Source organism: Streptomyces venezuelae (genome assembly GCF_008642275.1).
Lineage (GTDB): Bacteria > Actinomycetota > Actinomycetes > Streptomycetales > Streptomycetaceae > Streptomyces > Streptomyces venezuelae_E.
Window position 1 is genome coordinate 4,427,704 of the sequence record NZ_CP029189.1, and the last position, 20,419, is coordinate 4,448,122.

Genomic DNA, 20,419 nt, shown 5'->3' on the forward strand with positions numbered 1-20,419 from the left:
GCACTCGCTCGGATGCGGTAGGTTGGGGGACGCAAAGGGTCGTAGCTCAATTGGTAGAGCACTGGTCTCCAAAACCAGCGGTTGGGGGTTCGAGTCCCTCCGGCCCTGCTCCACACTCCATCTCGGACGTGTGTGCGCAGGTACGTACTTATGCAACGCCGTGCGGCGCAACCGGGCGCGGTACGGCCACGACCCGGATTCAGGTGAGAGACGTGACGGACGCCCTGGGCTCCATCGACATGCCTGACGCCGAGGACGAGACGCGCGAGAAGAAGGCCCGCAAGGGCGGCAAGCGTGGCAAGAAGGGCCCTCTGGGCCGTCTCGCGCTTTTCTACCGCCAGATTGTCGCGGAACTCCGCAAGGTTGTTTGGCCGACTCGCAACCAGCTCACGACGTACACCACCGTGGTGATTGTCTTCGTGGTCATCATGATCGGTCTGGTGACCGTGATTGACTATGGGTTCCAGGAAGCCATCAAGTTCGTCTTCGGCTGATCCCCGCGGAGGGCGGCGCCTGATGGGTGCCGCCCGTTTTCGCATGTTCCACCACCTTTTGTATCCAGGAAGAAGCAGCCACCGTGTCTGACCCGAACCTGAACGCGAGCCACGACTCCGTCGAGTCCGTCGAGGACGAGCTCGACATCGTCGAGGCGGCAGACGCTGTGGACCCCGACGAGGCCGAGCTCGCCGACGTCGAGGCGGGTGCCGCCGCCGAAGAGGCCGCGCTGCACGTCGAGTCCGACGAGGACGAGGACGACACCGAGGTCGACGCCGAGCTCGATGCCGACCTCGAAGAGGCTGCTGACGACGCCGAGGCCGACGAGGAAGAGGCCGAGGAGGCCGCCCCGGTCGAGCCCGCCGAGCCCGTCGACCCCATCCAGGCCCTGCGCGACGAACTGCGCCTCCTGCCCGGCGAGTGGTACGTGATCCACACCTACGCCGGCTACGAGAAGCGCGTGAAGGCCAACCTGGAGCAGCGTGCCGTCTCGCTGAACGTCGAGGAGTTCATCTACCAGGCCGAGGTGCCCGAGGAAGAGATCGTCCAGATCAAGAACGGCGAGCGCAAGAACGTCCGGCAGAACAAGCTGCCCGGTTACGTTCTCGTCCGCATGGATCTGACGAACGAGTCCTGGGGCGTCGTCCGCAACACGCCCGGCGTCACCGGCTTCGTCGGCAACGCGTACGACCCGTACCCGCTGACCCTGGACGAGATCGTCAAGATGCTCGCTCCGGAGGCGCAGGAGAAGGCCGCCAAGGCCGCCGCGGAAGAGGCCGGTCTGCCCGCGCCCGCCGTCAAGCGCACCATCGAGGTCCTGGACTTCGAGGTCGGCGACTCGGTCACCGTCACCGACGGCCCGTTCGCCACGCTGCAGGCGACCATCAACGAGATCAACCCCGACTCGAAGAAGGTCAAGGGCCTCGTCGAGATCTTCGGCCGCGAGACCCCGGTCGAGCTCAGCTTCGACCAGATCCAGAAGAACTGATCTTCTGAGCGACAGCTTCCGGACAGGTCAGATCGCCCCCTTGAGGGCGGTCTGACCTGCTCGGTTTTTAGCCCCGCACCGATACCCGTTATCGTGGTGCGGTATGCCTCCATCCGGATGACCGGATCGGCGGCTGAAAACTCTCACTAGGACCCGGAGAGAGCAATGCCTCCCAAGAAGAAGAAGGTCACGGGGCTTATCAAGCTCCAGATCAAGGCCGGTGCGGCCAACCCGGCTCCGCCGGTCGGCCCCGCGCTCGGTCAGCACGGCGTCAACATCATGGAGTTCTGCAAGGCCTACAACGCCGCGACCGAGTCGCAGCGTGGCATGGTCGTGCCGGTGGAGATCACGGTCTACGACGACCGCTCCTTCACCTTCATCACCAAGACTCCGCCGGCCGCGCGCCTCATCCTGAAGCACGCGGGCATCGAGAAGGGCTCCGGCGAGCCCCACAAGACCAAGGTCGCCAAGCTCACGGCTGCCCAGGTCAAGGAGATCGCCGAGCTGAAGATGCCCGACCTGAACGCCAACGACATCGACGCCGCCGTCAAGATCATTGCCGGCACCGCGCGTTCGATGGGCGTCACCGTCGAAGGCTGATCCAGCCACCCCCCAGCACCATCAGTGGTAGGACCAAGCGCTGGTCCGCACCACGACTCCATGCCTGAAGCCGAAATACAGGAGCAGAAGTGAAGCGCAGCAAGACTCTCCGCGCTGCGGACGCCAAGGTCGACCGGGAGAAGCTGTACGCCCCGCTCGAGGCCGTCCGTCTCGCCAAGGAGACCTCCACGACCAAGTTCGACGGCACCGTCGAGGTCGCCTTCCGCCTGGGTGTCGACCCGCGCAAGGCCGACCAGATGGTCCGCGGCACCGTGAACCTCCCGCACGGCACCGGCAAGACCGCCCGGGTCCTGGTCTTCGCGACCGGTGACCGTGCTGCGGCCGCGGAAGCCGCCGGCGCCGACATTGTCGGCGACGACGAGCTGATCAACGAGATCGCCAAGGGCAACCGCCTGAACGAGTTCGACGCCGTTGTGGCCACCCCGGACCTCATGGGCAAGGTCGGCCGCCTCGGCCGCGTGCTCGGTCCCCGTGGCCTCATGCCGAACCCGAAGACCGGCACCGTCACGATGGACGTCGCGAAGGCTGTCACCGAGATCAAGGGTGGCAAGATCGAGTTCCGCGTCGACAAGCACTCGAACCTGCACTTCATCATCGGCAAGGTCTCCTTCTCCGATGACAAGCTGGTCGAGAACTACGGCGCGGCCCTGGACGAGATCCTTCGTCTGAAGCCGTCCGCCGCGAAGGGCCGCTACATCAAGAAGGCCGCCATCAGCACCACCATGGGCCCCGGCATCCAGCTGGACCCGAACCGCACCCGGAACCTCCTCGTCGAGGAAGACCCGGCCGCGGTCTGATCTGTTCGGGCCTGACGGCTCACTGATCTGCCGAACGGGCCCGTCGCCCCCTTCCCGGGGGCGGCGGGCCCGTTTTTCGTTTCCTGTGCGAACCCTGTGCGATTAGTGTCAGTCGCGAGACGTACAGTCAGTGCCGGCAGTGTCAAGGGTGGGACCGCCCCGGGCCTCACTGCCTCGCGCACACCCAGGGGTGGGGAACACATGGGGGAAACCATGCAGGCATACCGCAAGAAGACCGTCGGCGCCGTGCTGGCCGCGCTCCTGCTCGCAGGCGGCGCCACCGCGTGCGAGGACGGGAAGGACGCGAAGAAGGACAGCGGGGCGTCCGCGGCCCCGTCCCAGGCCGCGAAGAAGCCGGCGGAGGCCGCCCCGGCGGCGTTCCTGGAGAAGACGAAGAAGAAGTCCGAGGAGATCAACTCCGTCAGCTTCACCATGTCCGGCAAGGCCGGCGGCCAGAACATCACCGCCGAGGCCGCCATGCGCATGAAGCCCACGACGGCCATGTCCATGAAGATGGACTCGCCCGAGAAGCCGGGCGAGAAGGTGGAGATCCGCCTGCTCGACGGCGTCATGTACATGGGCAGCGACGGCAAGTGGCTGAAGTTCGACCTCAAGGCCCTGGCGCCGGAGCAGGCCAAGGAGCTGGACTCGCTCGGCTCCGCCCAGCAGGGCCAGAACCCGGGTGACACCGCCGACAGCCTGAGCGCCGCCAAGGACCTGAAGACCGTCGGCGAGGAGACCATCGACGGGCAGAAGACGACGCACCTGTCCGGCACCGTCTCGCTCGACGAGCTGAAGGCCCACAGCGCCGCCGCCCCGACCCCGGCGGCCAAGGAGCGTCAGGAGAAGAACATCAAGACGCTCGAGGAGCAGGGCGTCAAGAGCCTGACCATCGACCTCTGGATCGACGAGGCCGACCAGGCCAAGCAGGTCCGGACCCAGGGTCAGGCCACTTCCGGCCCGATGGACGTCACCATCAAGTTCAAGGACATCAACAAGCCGGTCGAGATCACCGCGCCGGCGGCCGACCAGGTCATGGACCTCGGCGAGATGATGAAGGACTCGGGCGGAGCGGGCGGCGCCTGACCACGCCCCGCGCACGCCTGACCTGGGCTCCTGAGGCGATTTGCCTCGGCTGCACCCCTTCACGTAGTCTTCCCCAGAAGCCAAAGACCGCTGGTCGTTGCCGTGCCCGCAAGGGTTCGGTGGCCGAAGGATCCGTTGAATGCGGACGACCCGCGTAGGTGACTGTGGAAGGTTCCCGGAATTCGTTCCGGTCGAGCCACGCCCTGGCGCCTGCGCCGGGGCGTTTCTTGTTTAGCCCCTTCTGAGCGGTCCTCATCACCCGGAAGGAGGCGAACGCACCATGCCGACGCCCAACAAGGCTGCATCGGTAGCCGAGCTCAAGGACGCGTTCCAGAGCTCGAACGCCGCCGTGCTGACCGAGTACCGGGGTCTCACCGTCGCGCAGCTCAAGACGCTGCGTCGCTCCCTCGGTGAGAACGCCCAGTACGCCGTGGTGAAGAACACGCTGACCAAGATTGCGGCCAACCAGGCCGGGATCACCGCGCTGGACGAGCACTTCGCTGGTCCGACCGCGGTCGCCTTCATCACCGGTGACCCGGTGGAGTCGGCGAAGAGCCTGCGTGACTTCGCCAAGGACAACCCCAACCTGATCATCAAGGCGGGTGTCCTTGATGGTAAGGCGCTCTCCGCCGATGACATCAAGAAGCTTGCGGACCTCGAGTCCCGCGAGGTTCTGCTCAGCAAGCTGGCCGGCGCGTTCAAGGGCAAGCAGTCCCAGGCTGCCTCGCTCTTCCAGGCGCTGCCGTCGAAGTTCGTCCGCACCGCGGAAGCGCTTCGCGTCAAGCTCGCCGAGCAGGGCGGTGCCGAGTAATTCGGCTCGCGCACTGATCCGCGCCGCCTAGTGCGCGGGTCGTAGCGGGCCGTTACGCCCGCCTCTATAGACATATCGGCACCTGCCGAATTAGTGGAAGGATCGCCCATCATGGCGAAGCTCTCTCAGGACGACCTCCTCGCCCAGTTCGAGGAGATGACCCTCATCGAGCTCTCTGAGTTCGTGAAGGCCTTCGAGGAGAAGTTCGACGTCACCGCCGCCGCGGCCGTCGCCGTTGCCCCCGCGGGTGTCGCCGGTGGCGACGCCGGTGCGGCCGCCGAGGAGCAGGACGAGTTCGACGTCGTCCTCACCGCCGCCGGTGACAAGAAGATCCAGGTCATCAAGGTCGTGCGCGAGCTGACCTCCCTGGGTCTGAAGGAGGCCAAGGACCTCGTTGACGGTGCGCCGAAGCCCGTCCTCGAGAAGGTCGCCAAGGAGGCCGCTGACAAGGCCGCCGAGGCCCTCAAGGGCGCCGGCGCCTCGGTCGAGGTCAAGTAACACCTCTGAGGCCCTCCTGAGGCCTCAACCAAGGGCGATCACCCGTAAGGGTGGTCGCCCTTTGGCGTACCCGCAGTGCCTGACTTGCCCTGGTCTCGTTGGGGAGTAGGGTGATCATCGTTGCTCCGACGCAGGGTCCGAAGATGATCCGCTCGGAGCAGGGGGCCTTGACGAACGGGACGCGGCGCGCAATTCTCAGTCCCGTCGAGAGGTCGACCACCTGGATCCGGGATCCTAGGCATGGATCGACTACGAAGAGGGCAGTACTGATACGCGCTCTGTGCACGTGTACGGGCGCCGCAGCGTTGGACACAGTGTTGGTTGAACGACATGGGGAAGGCCTGTTGCCGGTTTCCGGAAACGCGGTCTGGACATCAGTGAGCCAAGTGGCTACACTGACCCTTTGCGCTGCCTGTTAGCTGTCCCCTGCCCGTCGCCAGGGACATGCCCACGCTTGAGCACACTTGATTGATCCACCCTGACCTGGCCTTTTGGTTGGAATCGGGGGGCTTGTCTTCTGTGTCTGCTGGGACCGGTACGCGCGTAGTGAGTCCGAGCCCTCGGAAGGACCCCCTCTTGGCCGCCTCGCGCAACGCCTCGACCAATACGAACAACGGTGCCAGCACCGCCCCGCTGCGCATCTCCTTTGCAAAGATCAAGGAGCCCCTCGAGGTTCCGAACCTCCTGGCGCTGCAGACCGAGAGCTTTGACTGGCTTCTCGGCAACGCCGCCTGGAAGTCTCGCGTCGAGTCGGCGCTTGAGAGTGGACAGGACGTCCCCACCAAGTCCGGTCTGGAAGAGATCTTCGAGGAGATCTCGCCGATCGAGGACTTCTCCGGGTCGATGTCGCTGACCTTCCGCGACCACCGTTTCGAGCCGGCGAAGAACTCTGTCGACGAGTGCAAGGAGCGCGACTTCACGTACGCGGCTCCGCTGTTCGTCACGGCCGAGTTCACGAACAACGAGACCGGAGAGATCAAGTCTCAGACGGTCTTCATGGGCGACTTCCCGCTTATGACCAACAAGGGCACCTTCGTCATCAACGGCACCGAGCGTGTCGTCGTGTCGCAGCTTGTCCGCTCCCCCGGTGTCTACTTCGACTCCTCCATCGACAAGACGTCCGACAAGGACATCTTCTCCGCCAAGATCATCCCGTCCCGGGGTGCCTGGCTGGAGATGGAGATCGACAAGCGCGACATGGTCGGCGTCCGCATCGACCGCAAGCGCAAGCAGTCCGTCACCGTCCTCCTGAAGGCTCTCGGCTGGACCACCGAGCAGATCCTCGAGGAGTTCGGCGAGTACGAGTCCATGCGCGCCACCCTGGAGAAGGACCACACCCAGGGCCAGGACGACGCGCTGCTCGACATCTACCGCAAGCTGCGCCCGGGCGAGCCGCCGACCCGTGAGGCCGCTCAGACGCTGCTCGAGAACCTCTACTTCAACCCGAAGCGCTACGACCTCGCCAAGGTCGGCCGCTACAAGGTGAACAAGAAGCTCGGCGCCGACGAGCCGCTCGATGCCGGCGTGCTCACCACCGACGACGTCATCGCGACCATCAAGTACCTGGTCAAGCTGCACGCCGGCGAGACCGAGACCACCGGTGAGTCCGGCCGTTCGATCGTCGTCGAGACCGACGACATCGACCACTTCGGCAACCGTCGTCTGCGCAACGTCGGCGAGCTCATCCAGAACCAGGTCCGCACGGGTCTGGCTCGTATGGAGCGCGTCGTCCGCGAGCGCATGACCACGCAGGACGTCGAGGCCATCACGCCGCAGACCCTGATCAACATCCGGCCGGTCGTCGCCTCCATCAAGGAGTTCTTCGGCACCAGCCAGCTGTCGCAGTTCATGGACCAGAACAACCCGCTCTCGGGCCTGACCCACAAGCGCCGCCTGTCGGCGCTGGGCCCCGGCGGTCTGTCCCGTGAGCGGGCCGGCTTCGAGGTCCGAGACGTCCACCCGTCGCACTACGGCCGCATGTGCCCGATCGAGACCCCCGAAGGCCCGAACATCGGTCTGATCGGCTCGCTCGCCTCCTACGGCCGCGTCAACGCGTTCGGTTTCGTCGAGACCCCGTACCGCAAGGTCATCGACGGTGTCGTCACCGACGAGGTCGACTACCTCACGGCCGACGAGGAAGACCGCTTCGTCATCGCCCAGGCCAACGCCGGCCTGTCCGAGGACATGCGCTTCACCGAGAACCGCGTGCTGGTGCGCCGTCGTGGCGGCGAGATCGACTACATCGCCGGCGACGACGTCGACTACATGGACGTCTCCCCGCGCCAGATGGTGTCCGTCGCGACCGCGATGATCCCCTTCCTGGAGCACGACGACGCCAACCGTGCCCTCATGGGCGCGAACATGATGCGCCAGGCCGTTCCGCTCATCAAGGCGGAGGCCCCGCTCGTCGGCACCGGCATGGAGTACCGCTGTGCGGTCGACGCCGGTGACTCGATCCGTGCGGAGAAGGACGGTGTCGTCCAGGAGGTCTCGGCCGACTACATCACCGTCGCCAACGACGACGGCACGTACACCACGTACCGCGTCGCCAAGTTCTCCCGCTCGAACCAGGGCACCTCGGTCAACCAGAAGGTCATCGTCAACGAGGGCGACCGGATCATCGAGTCCCAGGTCCTCGCCGACGGTCCCGCGACCGAAGAGGGCGAAATGGCCCTCGGCAAGAACCTGCTCGTCGCGTTCATGCCCTGGGAAGGTCACAACTACGAGGACGCGATCATCCTGTCGCAGCGCCTCGTGCAGGACGACGTCCTCTCCTCGATCCACATCGAGGAGCACGAGGTCGACGCCCGTGACACCAAGCTGGGCCCCGAGGAGATCACCCGGGACATCCCGAACGTCTCCGAGGAGGTCCTCGCCGACCTCGACGAGCGCGGCATCATCCGCATCGGTGCGGACGTCGTCGCCGGCGACATCCTGGTCGGCAAGGTCACGCCCAAGGGTGAGACCGAGCTGACCCCCGAGGAGCGCCTGCTCCGCGCGATCTTCGGTGAGAAGGCCCGCGAGGTGCGTGACACCTCGCTCAAGGTCCCTCACGGTGAGATCGGCAAGGTCATCGGTGTCCGCGTCTTCGACCGCGAGGAGGGCGACGAGCTTCCTCCGGGCGTGAACCAGCTGGTCCGCGTCTACGTCGCCCAGAAGCGCAAGATCACCGACGGTGACAAGCTCGCCGGCCGTCACGGCAACAAGGGTGTCATCTCCAAGATCCTTCCGATCGAGGACATGCCCTTCCTGGAAGACGGCACGCCGGTCGACATCATCCTGAACCCGCTGGGTGTCCCGTCCCGAATGAACCCGGGACAGGTCCTGGAGATCCACCTCGGCTGGCTCGCCAGCCGCGGCTGGGACGTCTCCGGCCTGGCGGAGGAGTGGGCCGAGCGTCTGAAGGTCATCGGGGCCGACCGCGTCGAGCCCGGTACCAACGTCGCCACCCCCGTGTTCGACGGTGCCCGCGAGGACGAGCTCGCCGGCCTCTTCGAGCACACCATCCCGAACCGCGACGGTGACCGCCTGGTCCTCCCGTCCGGCAAGGCGCGCCTGTTCGACGGCCGCTCCGGCGAGCCGTTCCCGGACCCGATCTCGGTCGGGTACATGTACATCCTCAAGCTCCACCACCTGGTCGACGACAAGCTCCACGCCCGGTCGACCGGTCCGTACTCGATGATCACGCAGCAGCCGCTGGGTGGTAAGGCACAGTTCGGTGGCCAGCGCTTCGGTGAGATGGAGGTGTGGGCGCTCGAGGCTTACGGCGCCGCTTACGCCCTCCAGGAGCTGCTGACCATCAAGTCCGACGACGTCACCGGCCGCGTGAAGGTCTACGAGGCCATCGTCAAGGGCGAGAACATCCCCGAGCCGGGCATTCCCGAGTCCTTCAAGGTGCTCATCAAGGAAATGCAGTCGCTCTGCCTCAACGTGGAGGTGCTGTCCTCGGACGGCATGTCCATCGAGATGCGCGACACCGACGAGGACGTCTTCCGCGCGGCGGAGGAGCTCGGTATCGACCTGTCCCGGCGTGAGCCGAGCAGCGTCGAAGAGGTCTGACGGGCCTGACGGGGGGCTCGCTCAAGAGCCCCCCGTCATCCCCGGGACCGTTCAGACCATGATTGAGACTCGACCCCGAAAGAGGGATTGACGCACAGTGCTCGACGTCAACTTCTTCGACGAGCTGCGGATCGGCCTTGCCACCGCGGACGACATCCGAACCTGGTCGCACGGCGAGGTCAAGAAGCCGGAGACCATCAACTACCGCACCCTCAAGCCCGAGAAGGACGGACTCTTCTGCGAGAAGATCTTCGGTCCTACCCGGGACTGGGAGTGCTACTGCGGCAAGTACAAGCGTGTCCGCTTCAAGGGCATCATCTGTGAGCGCTGTGGCGTCGAGGTCACGCGCGCCAAGGTGCGCCGTGAGCGGATGGGCCACATCGAGCTTGCCGCTCCCGTCACCCACATCTGGTACTTCAAGGGCGTCCCGTCGCGCCTCGGATACCTGCTGGACCTCGCGCCGAAGGACCTCGAGAAGGTCATCTACTTCGCCGCGTACATGATCACGTTCGTCGACGACGAGCGTCGCACCCGCGACCTCCCGTCGCTGGAGGCGCACGTCTCCGTCGAGCGCCAGCAGATCGAGAACCGCCGTGACGCGGACCTCGAAGGCCGGGCCAAGAAGCTCGAGACCGACCTGGGCGAGCTGGAGGCCGAGGGCGCGAAGGCCGACGTACGCCGCAAGGTGCGCGAAGGTGCCGAGCGTGAGATGAAGCAGCTCCGTGACCGCGCCCAGCGCGAGATCGACCGCCTCGACGAGGTGTGGGCCCGCTTCAAGAACCTCAAGGTGCAGGACCTGGAGGGCGACGAGCTCCTCTACCGCGAGCTGCGTGACCGCTTCGGCACGTACTTCGACGGCTGCATGGGCGCCGCCGCGCTGCAGAAGCGCCTGGAGTCCTTCGACCTCGAGGAGGAGGCCGAGCGCCTCCGCGAGATCATCCGTACCGGCAAGGGCCAGAAGAAGACCCGTGCGCTCAAGCGCCTCAAGGTCGTCTCCGCGTTCCTGCAGACCAGCAACAAGCCCAAGGGCATGGTTCTGGACTGCGTGCCGGTGATCCCGCCGGACCTGCGTCCGATGGTGCAGCTGGACGGTGGCCGCTTCGCGACCTCCGACCTGAACGACCTGTACCGCCGCGTGATCAACCGCAACAACCGTCTGAAGCGTCTCCTCGACCTCGGTGCCCCCGAGATCATCGTGAACAACGAGAAGCGCATGCTTCAGGAGGCCGTGGACGCCCTCTTCGACAACGGTCGTCGTGGTCGTCCGGTGACCGGTCCCGGCAACCGTCCCCTGAAGTCCCTCAGCGACATGCTGAAGGGTAAGCAGGGTCGATTCCGTCAGAACCTTCTCGGTAAGCGTGTGGACTACTCCGCGCGTTCCGTGATCGTCGTCGGTCCGCAGCTGAAGCTGCACCAGTGCGGTCTGCCCAAGGCCATGGCGCTGGAGCTCTTCAAGCCGTTCGTGATGAAGCGCCTGGTCGACCTGAACCACGCGCAGAACATCAAGAGCGCCAAGCGGATGGTCGAGCGCGGCCGCACGGTCGTCTACGACGTCCTCGAAGAGGTCATCGCCGAGCACCCGGTTCTCCTGAACCGTGCGCCCACGCTGCACCGCCTCGGCATCCAGGCCTTCGAGCCCCAGCTGGTCGAAGGCAAGGCCATCCAGATCCACCCGCTCGTCTGCACCGCGTTCAACGCGGACTTCGACGGTGACCAGATGGCCGTGCACCTGCCGCTCTCCGCGGAGGCGCAGGCCGAGGCCCGCATCCTGATGCTGTCCTCGAACAACATCCTCAAGCCGGCCGACGGCCGTCCGGTCACGATGCCGACCCAGGACATGGTCCTCGGTCTGTTCTTCCTGACCACCGACGGTGAGCTCCGTGACACCAAGGGCGAGGGCCGCGCGTTCGGCTCGACGGCCGAGGCGACCATGGCGTTCGACAACGGCGAGCTGGCGCTCCAGTCGTCCGTCGACATCCGCTTCCCGGTGGGCACCATCCCGCCGCGCGGCTGGGTGGCGCCGGTCGCCGAGGAGGGCGAGCAGGAGTTCCAGCCGGGCGACAGCTTCCGTCTGAAGACGACCCTGGGTCGCGCGCTCTTCAACGAGCTGCTTCCCGAGGACTACCCGTTCGTCGACTACTCGGTGGGCAAGAAGCAGCTCTCCGAGATCGTCAACGACCTGGCGGAGCGCTACCCCAAGGTCATCGTGGCGGCGACGCTCGACAACCTGAAGGCGGCCGGCTTCCACTGGGCGACCCGTTCGGGCGTCACCGTGGCCATCTCCGACGTCGTCGTGCCCGAGGCCAAGAAGGCCATCGTCGCGGGCTACGAGGCGATGGACGAGAAGGTCCAGAAGCAGTACGAGCGCGGTCTGATCACCAAGGACGAGCGCACGCAGGAGCTCATCGCGATCTGGACCAAGGCGACCAACGAGGTTGCCGAGGCGATGAACGCGAACTTCCCCAAGACGAACCCCATCTTCATGATGGTTGACTCGGGTGCCCGAGGAAACATGATGCAGATGCGACAGATCGCCGGTATGCGTGGTCTGGTGTCGAACGCGAAGAACGAGACCATCCCGCGTCCGATCAAGGCGTCCTTCCGTGAGGGCCTCACCGTTCTGGAGTACTTCATCTCCACGCACGGTGCCCGTAAGGGTCTGGCGGACACCGCCCTGCGTACCGCCGACTCGGGTTACCTGACCCGTCGTCTGGTGGACGTCTCGCAGGACGTGATCATCCGCGAGGAGGACTGCGGCACCGAGCGCGGTCTGAAGCTGAAGATCGCCGTTCGCGGCGAGGACGGCGTGCTGCGCAAGGCCGACGACGTCGAGACCTCGATCTACGCCCGCATGCTGGCCGAGGACGTCGTCATCGACGGCAAGGTCATCGCGCCGGCCAACGTCGACCTCGGTGACGTCCTCATCGACGCCCTGGTCGCCAACGGCGTCGAGGAGGTCAAGACCCGCTCGGTCCTGACCTGTGAGTCCGCGGTCGGCACCTGTGCCTTCTGCTACGGACGCTCGCTCGCCACCGGCAAGCTGGTCGACATCGGTGAGGCGGTCGGCATCATCGCCGCCCAGTCCATCGGTGAGCCCGGTACCCAGCTGACGATGCGTACCTTCCACACCGGTGGTGTGGCCGGTGACGACATCACGCAGGGTCTGCCGCGTGTCGTCGAGCTCTTCGAGGCCCGTACCCCGAAGGGTGTCGCCCCGATCTCCGAGGCCGCCGGCCGCGTGCGGATCGAGGAGACCGAGAAGACGAAGAAGATCGTCATCACGCCCGACGACGGCAGCGACGAGACGGCGTTCCCGATCTCGAAGCGCGCCAAGGTCATCGTGCACGAGGGCGACCACGTCGAGGTGGGCCAGAAGCTCACCATGGGTGCCACCAACCCGCACGACGTGCTGCGCATCCTCGGCCAGCGTGCCGTCCAGGTCCACCTGGTCGGCGAAGTCCAGAAGGTCTACAACTCGCAGGGCGTGTCGATCCACGACAAGCACATCGAGATCATCATCCGGCAGATGCTGCGCCGCGTGACGATCATCGAGTCCGGCGACGCGGAGCTCCTGCCGGGCGAGCTGGTCGAGCGGTCGAAGTTCGAGACCGAGAACCGTCGTGTGGTCACCGAGGGCGGTCACCCCGCCTCCGGCCGTCCGCAGCTGATGGGTATCACCAAGGCCTCGCTGGCGACGGAGTCCTGGCTGTCGGCCGCCTCCTTCCAGGAGACGACCCGAGTCCTGACGGATGCGGCGATCAACGCCAAGTCCGACAGCCTCATCGGCCTCAAGGAGAACGTCATCATCGGTAAGCTCATCCCGGCCGGTACGGGCCTCGCCCGCTACCGCAACATCCGGGTCGAGCCCACCGAAGAGGCCAAGGCCGCGATGTACTCGGCCGTCGGTTACGACGACATCGACTACTCGCCCTTCGGCTCCGGCTCCGGCCAGGCAGTCCCGCTGGAGGACTACGACTACGGCCCGTACAACGGCTGAGTCGGACACGAGCAGTAACCGCAGGGCGGTCACCCGAGAGGGTGGCCGCCCTGCGGCGTTCCCGGCCCGTACGGCGTTCCCGGCCCGTACGGGGACGTCAGGAGCTCTTGCCGGCACCCCACAGGACGAACCCGTCGGTGCCGCCCACGGGCGTGATGCTCTCGCTGATCGACCCCGTCAGCGTCGGGCGCAGCTTCCAGTCGCCGTCCTCCCACACCGCGGACGCGGTGCCGGCGGCGTACCTCCCGTCCGGCAACCGCATCAGGATCATGGCCGTGACCTGGTCCTTCGAGGCGGTCAGGAACCTGAAGCCGAGGTAGGTGCCGTCGCTGCCGGGAGCGCCGGTCTTGTCGTCGTCCGGCAGCTCGCTGCGCTTGGCGACGAGCTGGTCCCGGCCCGGCCCGCGGGCCATCTGCTTCTCGGTGACGGCCTTCCAGTCGGAGCCGCCCATCTTGGCCCAGATGGCGTGGATGGCCAGCACTCCACCGAGCGGGGTGCGTGCGAAGCAGGACCAGACGGGGCCCTCGACCTTCAGGGGGCCGGCGGTCGGGGAGGCGGGCAGGAGGTCCGTCCGGTAGGTCATCCACCGGAGATCGGCGGGACTCCGCGTCGGCACGGCCTGGTCGGTGTCGTCGGTGCTGCAGCCTGCGGGGCGGCCCGCGGACGTACCGGACGGCTGCTGCGTCTGCTCCGCAGCGGCGGATGCGGTGCCGGTACCGGAGCCGGTGGCCGCCGGGGCGGACGGCCGGGCCTGCCCGTCGTCGCCGGTCCTGTCGTCATCGGTGTGCTGCGCGCACCCGCCGACCAGGAGCATCGACAGCAGGAACGCGGCCGGGGCCAGAGGGCCGCGCCGGTGCCGGGTCGACTGTGCCGTCATGCCGTCCGATGCGCGGACCTTGCTGAGCACGAGAACTCCCCCATGGTGGTGTCTGATCGGCCGGATCGCCGAAGGAAACGCGGCATTTGATCTTGTGTGCCGTCGACATCATGGCAGGCGACATCGAAAGGACGATCGATTCGCGTTCGCGTGCGGGTTTGCGTGCGGGGCGGACCGGCCGACCGGTCCGCCGACTGATCAGGATCCGGACGTGCGCCGCCGGCGCAGACGGGTGGCCGCGGGGACCGCGACGAGGGCCAGGAGGGACAGGGCGGCGCCTGCCAGGCCTGGGGTGAGGCCCTTCGGGGTGAAGGTGCAGGAGGCCTCGGTCGTGCCCGGGGGGAGGTCCACGGCCAGCAGGCCGTGGAAGGGCTTCAGGGGGGCCGTGCACTGCCAGCCCGGGACGGCGGTCGTGGCGATGACGGCCGTGCCTCCGGCGGCCGTGGGGAGGGTGGCCGTGATCGAGTGACCGCCGACCTCGACCGCGGTGGCGCCGGTGGCGGTGAGGTGCCGGACGGCCGCGTCGAGTGCGGTGCGGTCCAGGCAGCCGAGCGGGTACGCGCCCGCGTCCGTGCCCTGCGTACCGGTCTGCAGCGTGACCTCGACCAGGCCCGAGGCGGGCACGGTGCCCAGCGGGGTCACGCCGGTCATCCGGTCCTCCAGCAGCCGCCGGGGGCCGCCGCCGGAGCGGACCGTGCCGTAGACGGCGGGGGAGTACCAGTAGGCCTCGGAGCCGGGGGTGCACCGGGCCGAGTACGCCGGCTCGGTGGCGGACCCGCCGCGCGTGACGGGCGGGACCTGGTAGACGGTGGCGCCCAGGACGTTCTCCTGGCGGGCGTAGACGGTCTCCGCCGGGTTCGGGGAGGTGTACGGCGCGGTGCGGACGGTGACCAGCGGGGGCGCGGGGAACTTCGAGCCCGTCCAGGAGCTGGGGGTGGTGCCCGGGCGGACCCGCGCGCCGATGGAGAAGATCGCGTCGAGTACCGGGTTGTCGGCGCCGAAGAAGGTCCGGCCGTCGTTCTTGAAGCCGTAGCCGAGGGGCTCCAGGGCCTTGTAGGTGGCCTCGGGGAGGTAGCTGCTGTAGTACTGCGGACCCTCCGCGCGCAGTGCCAGGGCGTCGTTGTACGCGCTCTGGGGCGCACCCGAGTCGGTCCGGTAGGCGGGCCAGCCCGACACGGCGCGGACGGCCTCGAAGTGGTCGCCGATCGACCGGTTCGAGGTGGCGACGGGCTTGGCCCAGCGCTCGCGGGCCCGCCGGGCGTCGGCGCCGGCCGTCGCCACCGTGGACTCGGCGAACACGACGCCGATCATCAGGGCGGCGGCCACCGGGACCAGGAACCGGCGCTTCTCGCCGAGCCGCAGCAGGACCAGGGCCAGCAGGGAGACCGCGCCGCCGCCCAGCACGGCCGGCCAGGTCCAGCCGCCGAAGTCGTCGGCACGGCGCAGTACGCAGGTGGCCGCGACCAGGACGGCGGCCGACAGGGCCAGGTGGAGTGGGCGCGGCCGGTTGGCCAGCGCCAGCCAGGCGACGACCACGACCATCCCGCTGAAGACGAACGCCTCGCGGTACGGGTTGCCGTTCGGCACCGCCAGCCCGTGCCACACGTACTGGGTGGGCGGGAACTGGAAGGAGGCGGCCACGAGCAGGATCGCCGCCGACCACACCAGGCGGGTCCGCTTCGCGACCCTCGTGTTGAGGAGGAAGCTGCCGGCCAGGATCAGGCCCAGCGAGGCCACGTACAGCCGCGGACGCCCGCCCCACAGGTGGGTGGCCGGGAGCATGCCGGCGAGGAAGAGCTCGATCCGTACGGGGTCGAAGGCCGCGGCCCGGGTGGGCTGTGCGGCCCCGCTGGACAGGAACGACGGCAGGAGCAGCGGCAGGGTCAGCAGGATCCCGGTGCCGGTGGCCGTCGCGGCCCGCCACAGCGCGCGCAGCCGCTGCCGGCCCGTCATGTCCCGGGTGGTCATGCGGATGGCCAGCAGGACGCAGGCGGCCATCGTGGCCATCATGGCGGTGTAGAAGTTCCCGAACCAGGCGAGCGCGACCAGGAGGGCCACGCCCGGCCAGCGGCGTTCCTCCAGGCACCACTCGACGGCGATGCCGAGCAGTGGGAGCGCGACCAGGCCCCAGAGCCACATGGGGATGTACGAGGCGTCGCTCAGCGCCCAGCCGCACAGGCCGTACACCGCACCGAGCACACCCCGCTGCCACCACGGGCCGGGGTGCAGCTTGCCGAGGTACACCGTCATCACGGCGGCGGCGGTGCCCATGGTGATCGGGGTGATCGCGAAGACGGCGAGGTCGACGTGGGCGCGGGGGACGAGGACGGCCAGCCAGGAGAAGGGGTTGCCGAGGTAGGTGTGGTAGTCGGCGAGGAACTGCTGTCCGAAGCCGCCGCGCCAGGTGAAGAGGACGTCGCCGGCGGCCTGTCCGTGGGCCAGGTCCCACAGCGCGCGGTGGAAGGGCACGTACTGGTTGGCCTGGTCGTTCAGGGCCCGGCCGGTGTTCCCGAAGGGGTAGGTGCCGCGTGCCACCCAGGCGGCGCAGAAGGCGCCCGAGGTGATCAGGAAGGCCAGCAGGGGACCGCGGAAGCGGGTGATCCGGCGGATGGCGGCTCTGCGCGGGGCGGGTCTGTGCGGGGCGGTGGGACGGGCGTCGACTGTGGTCGGCTCGGGTGCCACGGTCCCCAATGTCCTGCTCCCTGCTGATCGACTGAGGGCGTGCCGCGCCCGGTCAAGCCTTCAGTTTAGGGCGCGGGGCGGGGCAGGGGGCCGATCGGCCCGCTGCCCGCTTGCGCGCGGCGGGTTTTCGTGCTGGGCATTTGTTTTGACCTACCTCTGTGAGGTAGGTACGCTCTGACCTTGTGCCTGGGGTGTGCCCTGGCCTCCGCGTGTGCTCATGACCCCGCGGAGGGCCGAGACGACCACACCGCAATCTGCGCCCGACTCACTTCGGTGAAAGCGTGCAGTGTTCGACACACCCGACCGCGTGGGTCGGGGAAAGTTCCAGGTTAGTTTCACTACACGGCACACAGAAACCGGAGAAGTAGTGCCTACGATCCAGCAGCTGGTCCGTAAGGGCCGGCAGGACAAGGTCGAGAAGACAAAGACCCCCGCGCTTGAGGCTTCGCCCCAGCGTCGCGGCGTCTGCACGCGTGTGTTCACGACCACCCCGAAGAAGCCGAACTCGGCGCTCCGTAAGGTCGCGCGTGTGCGTCTGACCTCCGGCATCGAGGTCACCGCTTACATTCCGGGTGAGGGACACAACCTGCAGGAGCACTCGATCGTGCTCGTGCGTGGTGGCCGTGTGAAGGACCTGCCGGGTGTTCGTTACAAGATCATCCGCGGTGCGCTTGACACCCAGGCTGTCAAGAACCGCAAGCAGGCCCGCAGCCGCTACGGCGCCAAGAAGGAGAAGTAAGAATGCCTCGTAAGGGCCCCGCCCCGAAGCGCCCGGTCATCATCGACCCGGTCTACGCATCTCCTCTGGTGACGTCGCTCATCAACAAGATCCTCCTGAACGGCAAGCGCTCCACCGCCGAGCGCATCGTCTACGGCGCCATGGAAGGCCTCCGCGAGAAGACCGGCAACGACCCGGTCATCACGCTGAAGCGCGCGCTGGAGAACGTCAAGCCGTCCCTCGAGGTCAAGTCCCGCCGTGTCGGTGGCGCGACCTACCAGGTCCCCGTCGAGGTCAAGCCGGGTCGCCAGTCGACCCTGGCCCTCCGCTGGCTCGTGGGTTACTCCCGCGCCCGTCGTGAGAAGACCATGACCGAGCGCCTCATGAACGAGCTGCTCGACGCCTCCAACGGTCTTGGCGCTGCCGTCAAGAAGCGCGAGGACACGCACAAGATGGCCGAGTCCAACAAGGCCTTCGCGCACTACCGCTGGTAGTCCCACCCCACATCGAGACCGAGAGAAGACCGAAGCCTTATGGCTACCACTTCGCTTGACCTGGCCAAGGTCCGCAACATCGGGATCATGGCCCACATCGACGCGGGCAAGACGACCACCACCGAGCGCATCCTGTTCTACACCGGTGTGTCGTACAAGATCGGTGAGGTCCACGACGGCGCTGCCACGATGGACTGGATGGAGCAGGAGCAGGAGCGTGGTATCACCATCACGTCTGCCGCGACGACCTGCCACTGGCCCCTCGAAGACGTTGACCACACGATCAACATCATCGACACCCCGGGTCACGTCGACTTCACCGTCGAGGTGGAGCGTTCGCTCCGCGTCCTCGACGGCGCCGTCACCGTCTTCGACGGTGTGGCCGGCGTCGAGCCGCAGTCCGAGACCGTTTGGCGTCAGGCGGACCGCTACGGCGTCCCGCGCATCTGCTTCGTCAACAAGCTCGACCGCACCGGCGCCGAGTTCCACCGCTGCGTCGAGATGATCAAGGACCGCCTCGGTGCGGTTCCGATCGTCATGCAGCTCCCCATCGGTGCCGAGGCCGACTTCCAGGGTGTCGTCGACCTCGTCACGATGAAGGCGTTCGTCTGGTCCGCCGAGGCGACCAAGGGCGAGATGTACGACATCGTCGACATCCCGGCCACGCACACCGAGGCTGCTGAAGAGTGGCGCGGCAAGCTGGTCGAGACCGTCGCCGAGAACGACGACGAGATCATGGAGCTGTTCCTGGAGGGCAACGAGCCCACCGTCGAGCAGCTGCACGCCGCCGTCCGTCGGATCATCCTGAACTCCGGCAAGGGCAAGGGCGAGCCCACGATCACCGCGGTGTTCTGTGGCACGGCGTTCAAGAACAAGGGTGTTCAGCCCCTGCTCGACGCCGTCGTCCGCTACCTGCCGTCGCCGCTGGACATCGAGGCCATCGAGGGCCACGACGTCCGCGACCCCGAGGTCGTCGTGAAGCGCAAGCCGTCCGACGAGGAGCCCCTCGCCGCGCTCGCGTTCAAGATCATGAGCGACCCGCACCTCGGCAAGCTCACCTTCGTCCGGGTTTACTCGGGCCGCCTGGAGGCCGGCACTGCGGTGCTGAACTCCGTCAAGGGCAAGAAGGAGCGCATCGGCAAGATCTACCGCATGCACGCCAACAAGCGTGAAGAGATCGACGCGGTGGGCGCCGGTGACATCGTCGCCGTCATGGGCCTGAAGCAGACCACCACCGGTGAGACGCTGTGTGACGACAAGAACCAGGTGATCCTGGAGTCCATGGACTTCCCGGCGCCGGTCATCCAGGTCGCCATCGAGCCCAAGTCCAAGGGTGACCAGGAGAAGCTGGGTGTCGCCATCCAGCGTCTCGCGGAGGAGGACCCCTCCTTCCACGTTCACTCGGACGAGGAGACGGGCCAGACCATCCTCGGCGGTATGGGCGAGCTGCACCTCGAGGTGCTGGTCGACCGTATGAAGCGCGAGTTCAAGGTCGAGGCCAACGTCGGCAAGCCGCAGGTCGCGTACCGCGAGACGATCCGCAAGGCCGTCGAGCGTCACGACTACACGCACAAGAAGCAGACCGGTGGTACCGGTCAGTTCGCCAAGGTGCAGATCGCGATCGAGCCCATCACCGAGACCGACGGTCCGGCGTACGAGTTCGTGAACAAGGTCACTGGTGGACGCGTCCCGAAGGAGTACATCCCTTCGGTCGACGCCGGTGCGCAGGAAGCCATGCAGTTCGGCATCCTGGCCGGCTACGAGATGACTGGCGTTCGCGTCACGCTTCTCGACGGTGGCTACCACGAGGTCGACTCCTCCGAGCTCGCCTTCAAGATCGCCGGTTCGCAGGCCTTCAAGGAGGCCGCGCGCAAGGCTTCTCCCGTGCTCCTTGAGCCGATGATGGCCGTCGAGGTCACCACGCCCGAGGACTACATGGGTGACGTCATCGGTGACATCAACTCCCGCCGTGGCCAGATCCAGGCCATGGAGGAGCGTCACGGTGCTCGCGTCGTGAAGGGCCTCGTGCCCCTTTCGGAGATGTTCGGCTACGTCGGAGACCTCCGCAGCAAGACCTCGGGTCGCGCCAGCTACTCGATGCAGTTCGACTCCTACGCCGAGGTTCCCCGGAACGTCGCCGAGGAGATCATCGCGAAGGCCAAGGGCGAGTAACTCTTCCGAGTACACGCTTTAGGCTTGTCACCGGAGCCTCTGGGGCAACAGGAGTCACCATCCGTTGCCCCGGGGGGCCGGCTTTCCAGCAAAGATCACCTGGCGCCGATCTGTAAGGCGTACA

At 67.0% G+C, this 20,419-nt stretch carries 14 protein-coding genes and 1 tRNA gene; 13 read left to right on the forward strand and 2 right to left on the reverse strand.

Features of this window, described 5'->3' with window-relative positions:
* Positions 1–35 precede the first annotated feature (35 nt).
* The 10 genes from DEJ51_RS19695 to DEJ51_RS19745 all read left to right on the forward strand — a co-directional run bounded on the left by DEJ51_RS19695 (position 36) and on the right by DEJ51_RS19745 (position 13,352).
* A tRNA-Trp gene (locus DEJ51_RS19695) sits at positions 36–108 on the forward strand.
* 104 nt (positions 109–212) lie between these two features.
* The gene (gene secE / locus DEJ51_RS19700; protein ID WP_030825982.1) at positions 213–494 is read left to right on the forward strand and encodes a preprotein translocase subunit SecE; all 282 of its coding nucleotides are present in this window, start codon (positions 213–215) and stop codon (positions 492–494) included.
* An 83-nt stretch (positions 495–577) separates the two neighbouring features.
* The gene (nusG, locus tag DEJ51_RS19705) at positions 578–1,483 is read left to right on the forward strand and encodes a transcription termination/antitermination protein NusG (protein WP_150258763.1); all 906 of its coding nucleotides are present in this window, start codon (positions 578–580) and stop codon (positions 1,481–1,483) included.
* 165 nt (positions 1,484–1,648) lie between these two features.
* Entirely contained in the window at positions 1,649–2,083 is a 435-nt protein-coding gene (gene rplK / locus DEJ51_RS19710) for a 50S ribosomal protein L11 (RefSeq protein ID WP_030008445.1), read from the forward strand.
* Between the two features lie 89 nt (positions 2,084–2,172).
* Positions 2,173–2,901: a 50S ribosomal protein L1 gene (gene rplA / locus DEJ51_RS19715; protein ID WP_150258764.1), complete on the forward strand. Its 729-nt coding sequence runs from the start codon at positions 2,173–2,175 to the stop codon at positions 2,899–2,901.
* Between the two features lie 213 nt (positions 2,902–3,114).
* Complete coding sequence (locus DEJ51_RS19720) at positions 3,115–3,987, forward strand: LppX_LprAFG lipoprotein (protein WP_150258765.1); 873 nt, start codon at positions 3,115–3,117, stop codon at positions 3,985–3,987.
* A gap of 280 nt (positions 3,988–4,267) precedes the next feature.
* Positions 4,268–4,798: a 50S ribosomal protein L10 gene (rplJ, locus tag DEJ51_RS19725; protein ID WP_030653597.1), complete on the forward strand. Its 531-nt coding sequence runs from the start codon at positions 4,268–4,270 to the stop codon at positions 4,796–4,798.
* Between the two features lie 111 nt (positions 4,799–4,909).
* The gene (gene rplL, locus DEJ51_RS19730) at positions 4,910–5,296 is read left to right on the forward strand and encodes a 50S ribosomal protein L7/L12 (protein WP_150258766.1); all 387 of its coding nucleotides are present in this window, start codon (positions 4,910–4,912) and stop codon (positions 5,294–5,296) included.
* A gap of 576 nt (positions 5,297–5,872) precedes the next feature.
* Entirely contained in the window at positions 5,873–9,355 is a 3,483-nt protein-coding gene (rpoB, locus tag DEJ51_RS19740; protein ID WP_079405829.1) for a DNA-directed RNA polymerase subunit beta, read from the forward strand.
* Between the two features lie 97 nt (positions 9,356–9,452).
* Complete coding sequence (locus DEJ51_RS19745) at positions 9,453–13,352, forward strand: DNA-directed RNA polymerase subunit beta' (RefSeq protein WP_030725970.1); 3,900 nt, start codon at positions 9,453–9,455, stop codon at positions 13,350–13,352.
* Positions 13,353–13,449: 97 nt separating this feature from the next.
* On the opposite strand, the gene DEJ51_RS19750 is transcribed toward DEJ51_RS19745, so the two are convergent.
* The gene (locus DEJ51_RS19750) at positions 13,450–14,259 is read right to left on the reverse strand and encodes a hypothetical protein (protein ID WP_150258767.1); all 810 of its coding nucleotides are present in this window, start codon (positions 14,257–14,259) and stop codon (positions 13,450–13,452) included.
* A 168-nt stretch (positions 14,260–14,427) separates the two neighbouring features.
* Complete coding sequence (locus DEJ51_RS19755) at positions 14,428–16,911, reverse strand: YfhO family protein (RefSeq protein WP_223835888.1); 2,484 nt, start codon at positions 16,909–16,911, stop codon at positions 14,428–14,430.
* A gap of 367 nt (positions 16,912–17,278) precedes the next feature.
* Between DEJ51_RS19755 and rpsL the strand changes: the two genes are divergently transcribed.
* From rpsL to fusA, 3 genes are read left to right on the forward strand one after another with little or no spacing between them, the layout of a single operon-like run.
* Entirely contained in the window at positions 17,279–17,650 is a 372-nt protein-coding gene (gene rpsL, locus DEJ51_RS19760) for a 30S ribosomal protein S12 (RefSeq protein WP_007265893.1), read from the forward strand.
* 2 nt (positions 17,651–17,652) lie between these two features.
* Positions 17,653–18,123, forward strand: a complete 471-nt coding sequence (gene rpsG / locus DEJ51_RS19765) for a 30S ribosomal protein S7 (RefSeq protein ID WP_007265894.1) — start codon at positions 17,653–17,655, stop codon at positions 18,121–18,123.
* Positions 18,124–18,162: 39 nt separating this feature from the next.
* The gene (gene fusA / locus DEJ51_RS19770) at positions 18,163–20,295 is read left to right on the forward strand and encodes an elongation factor G (protein WP_150258769.1); all 2,133 of its coding nucleotides are present in this window, start codon (positions 18,163–18,165) and stop codon (positions 20,293–20,295) included.
* Positions 20,296–20,419: the final 124 nt, after the last annotated feature.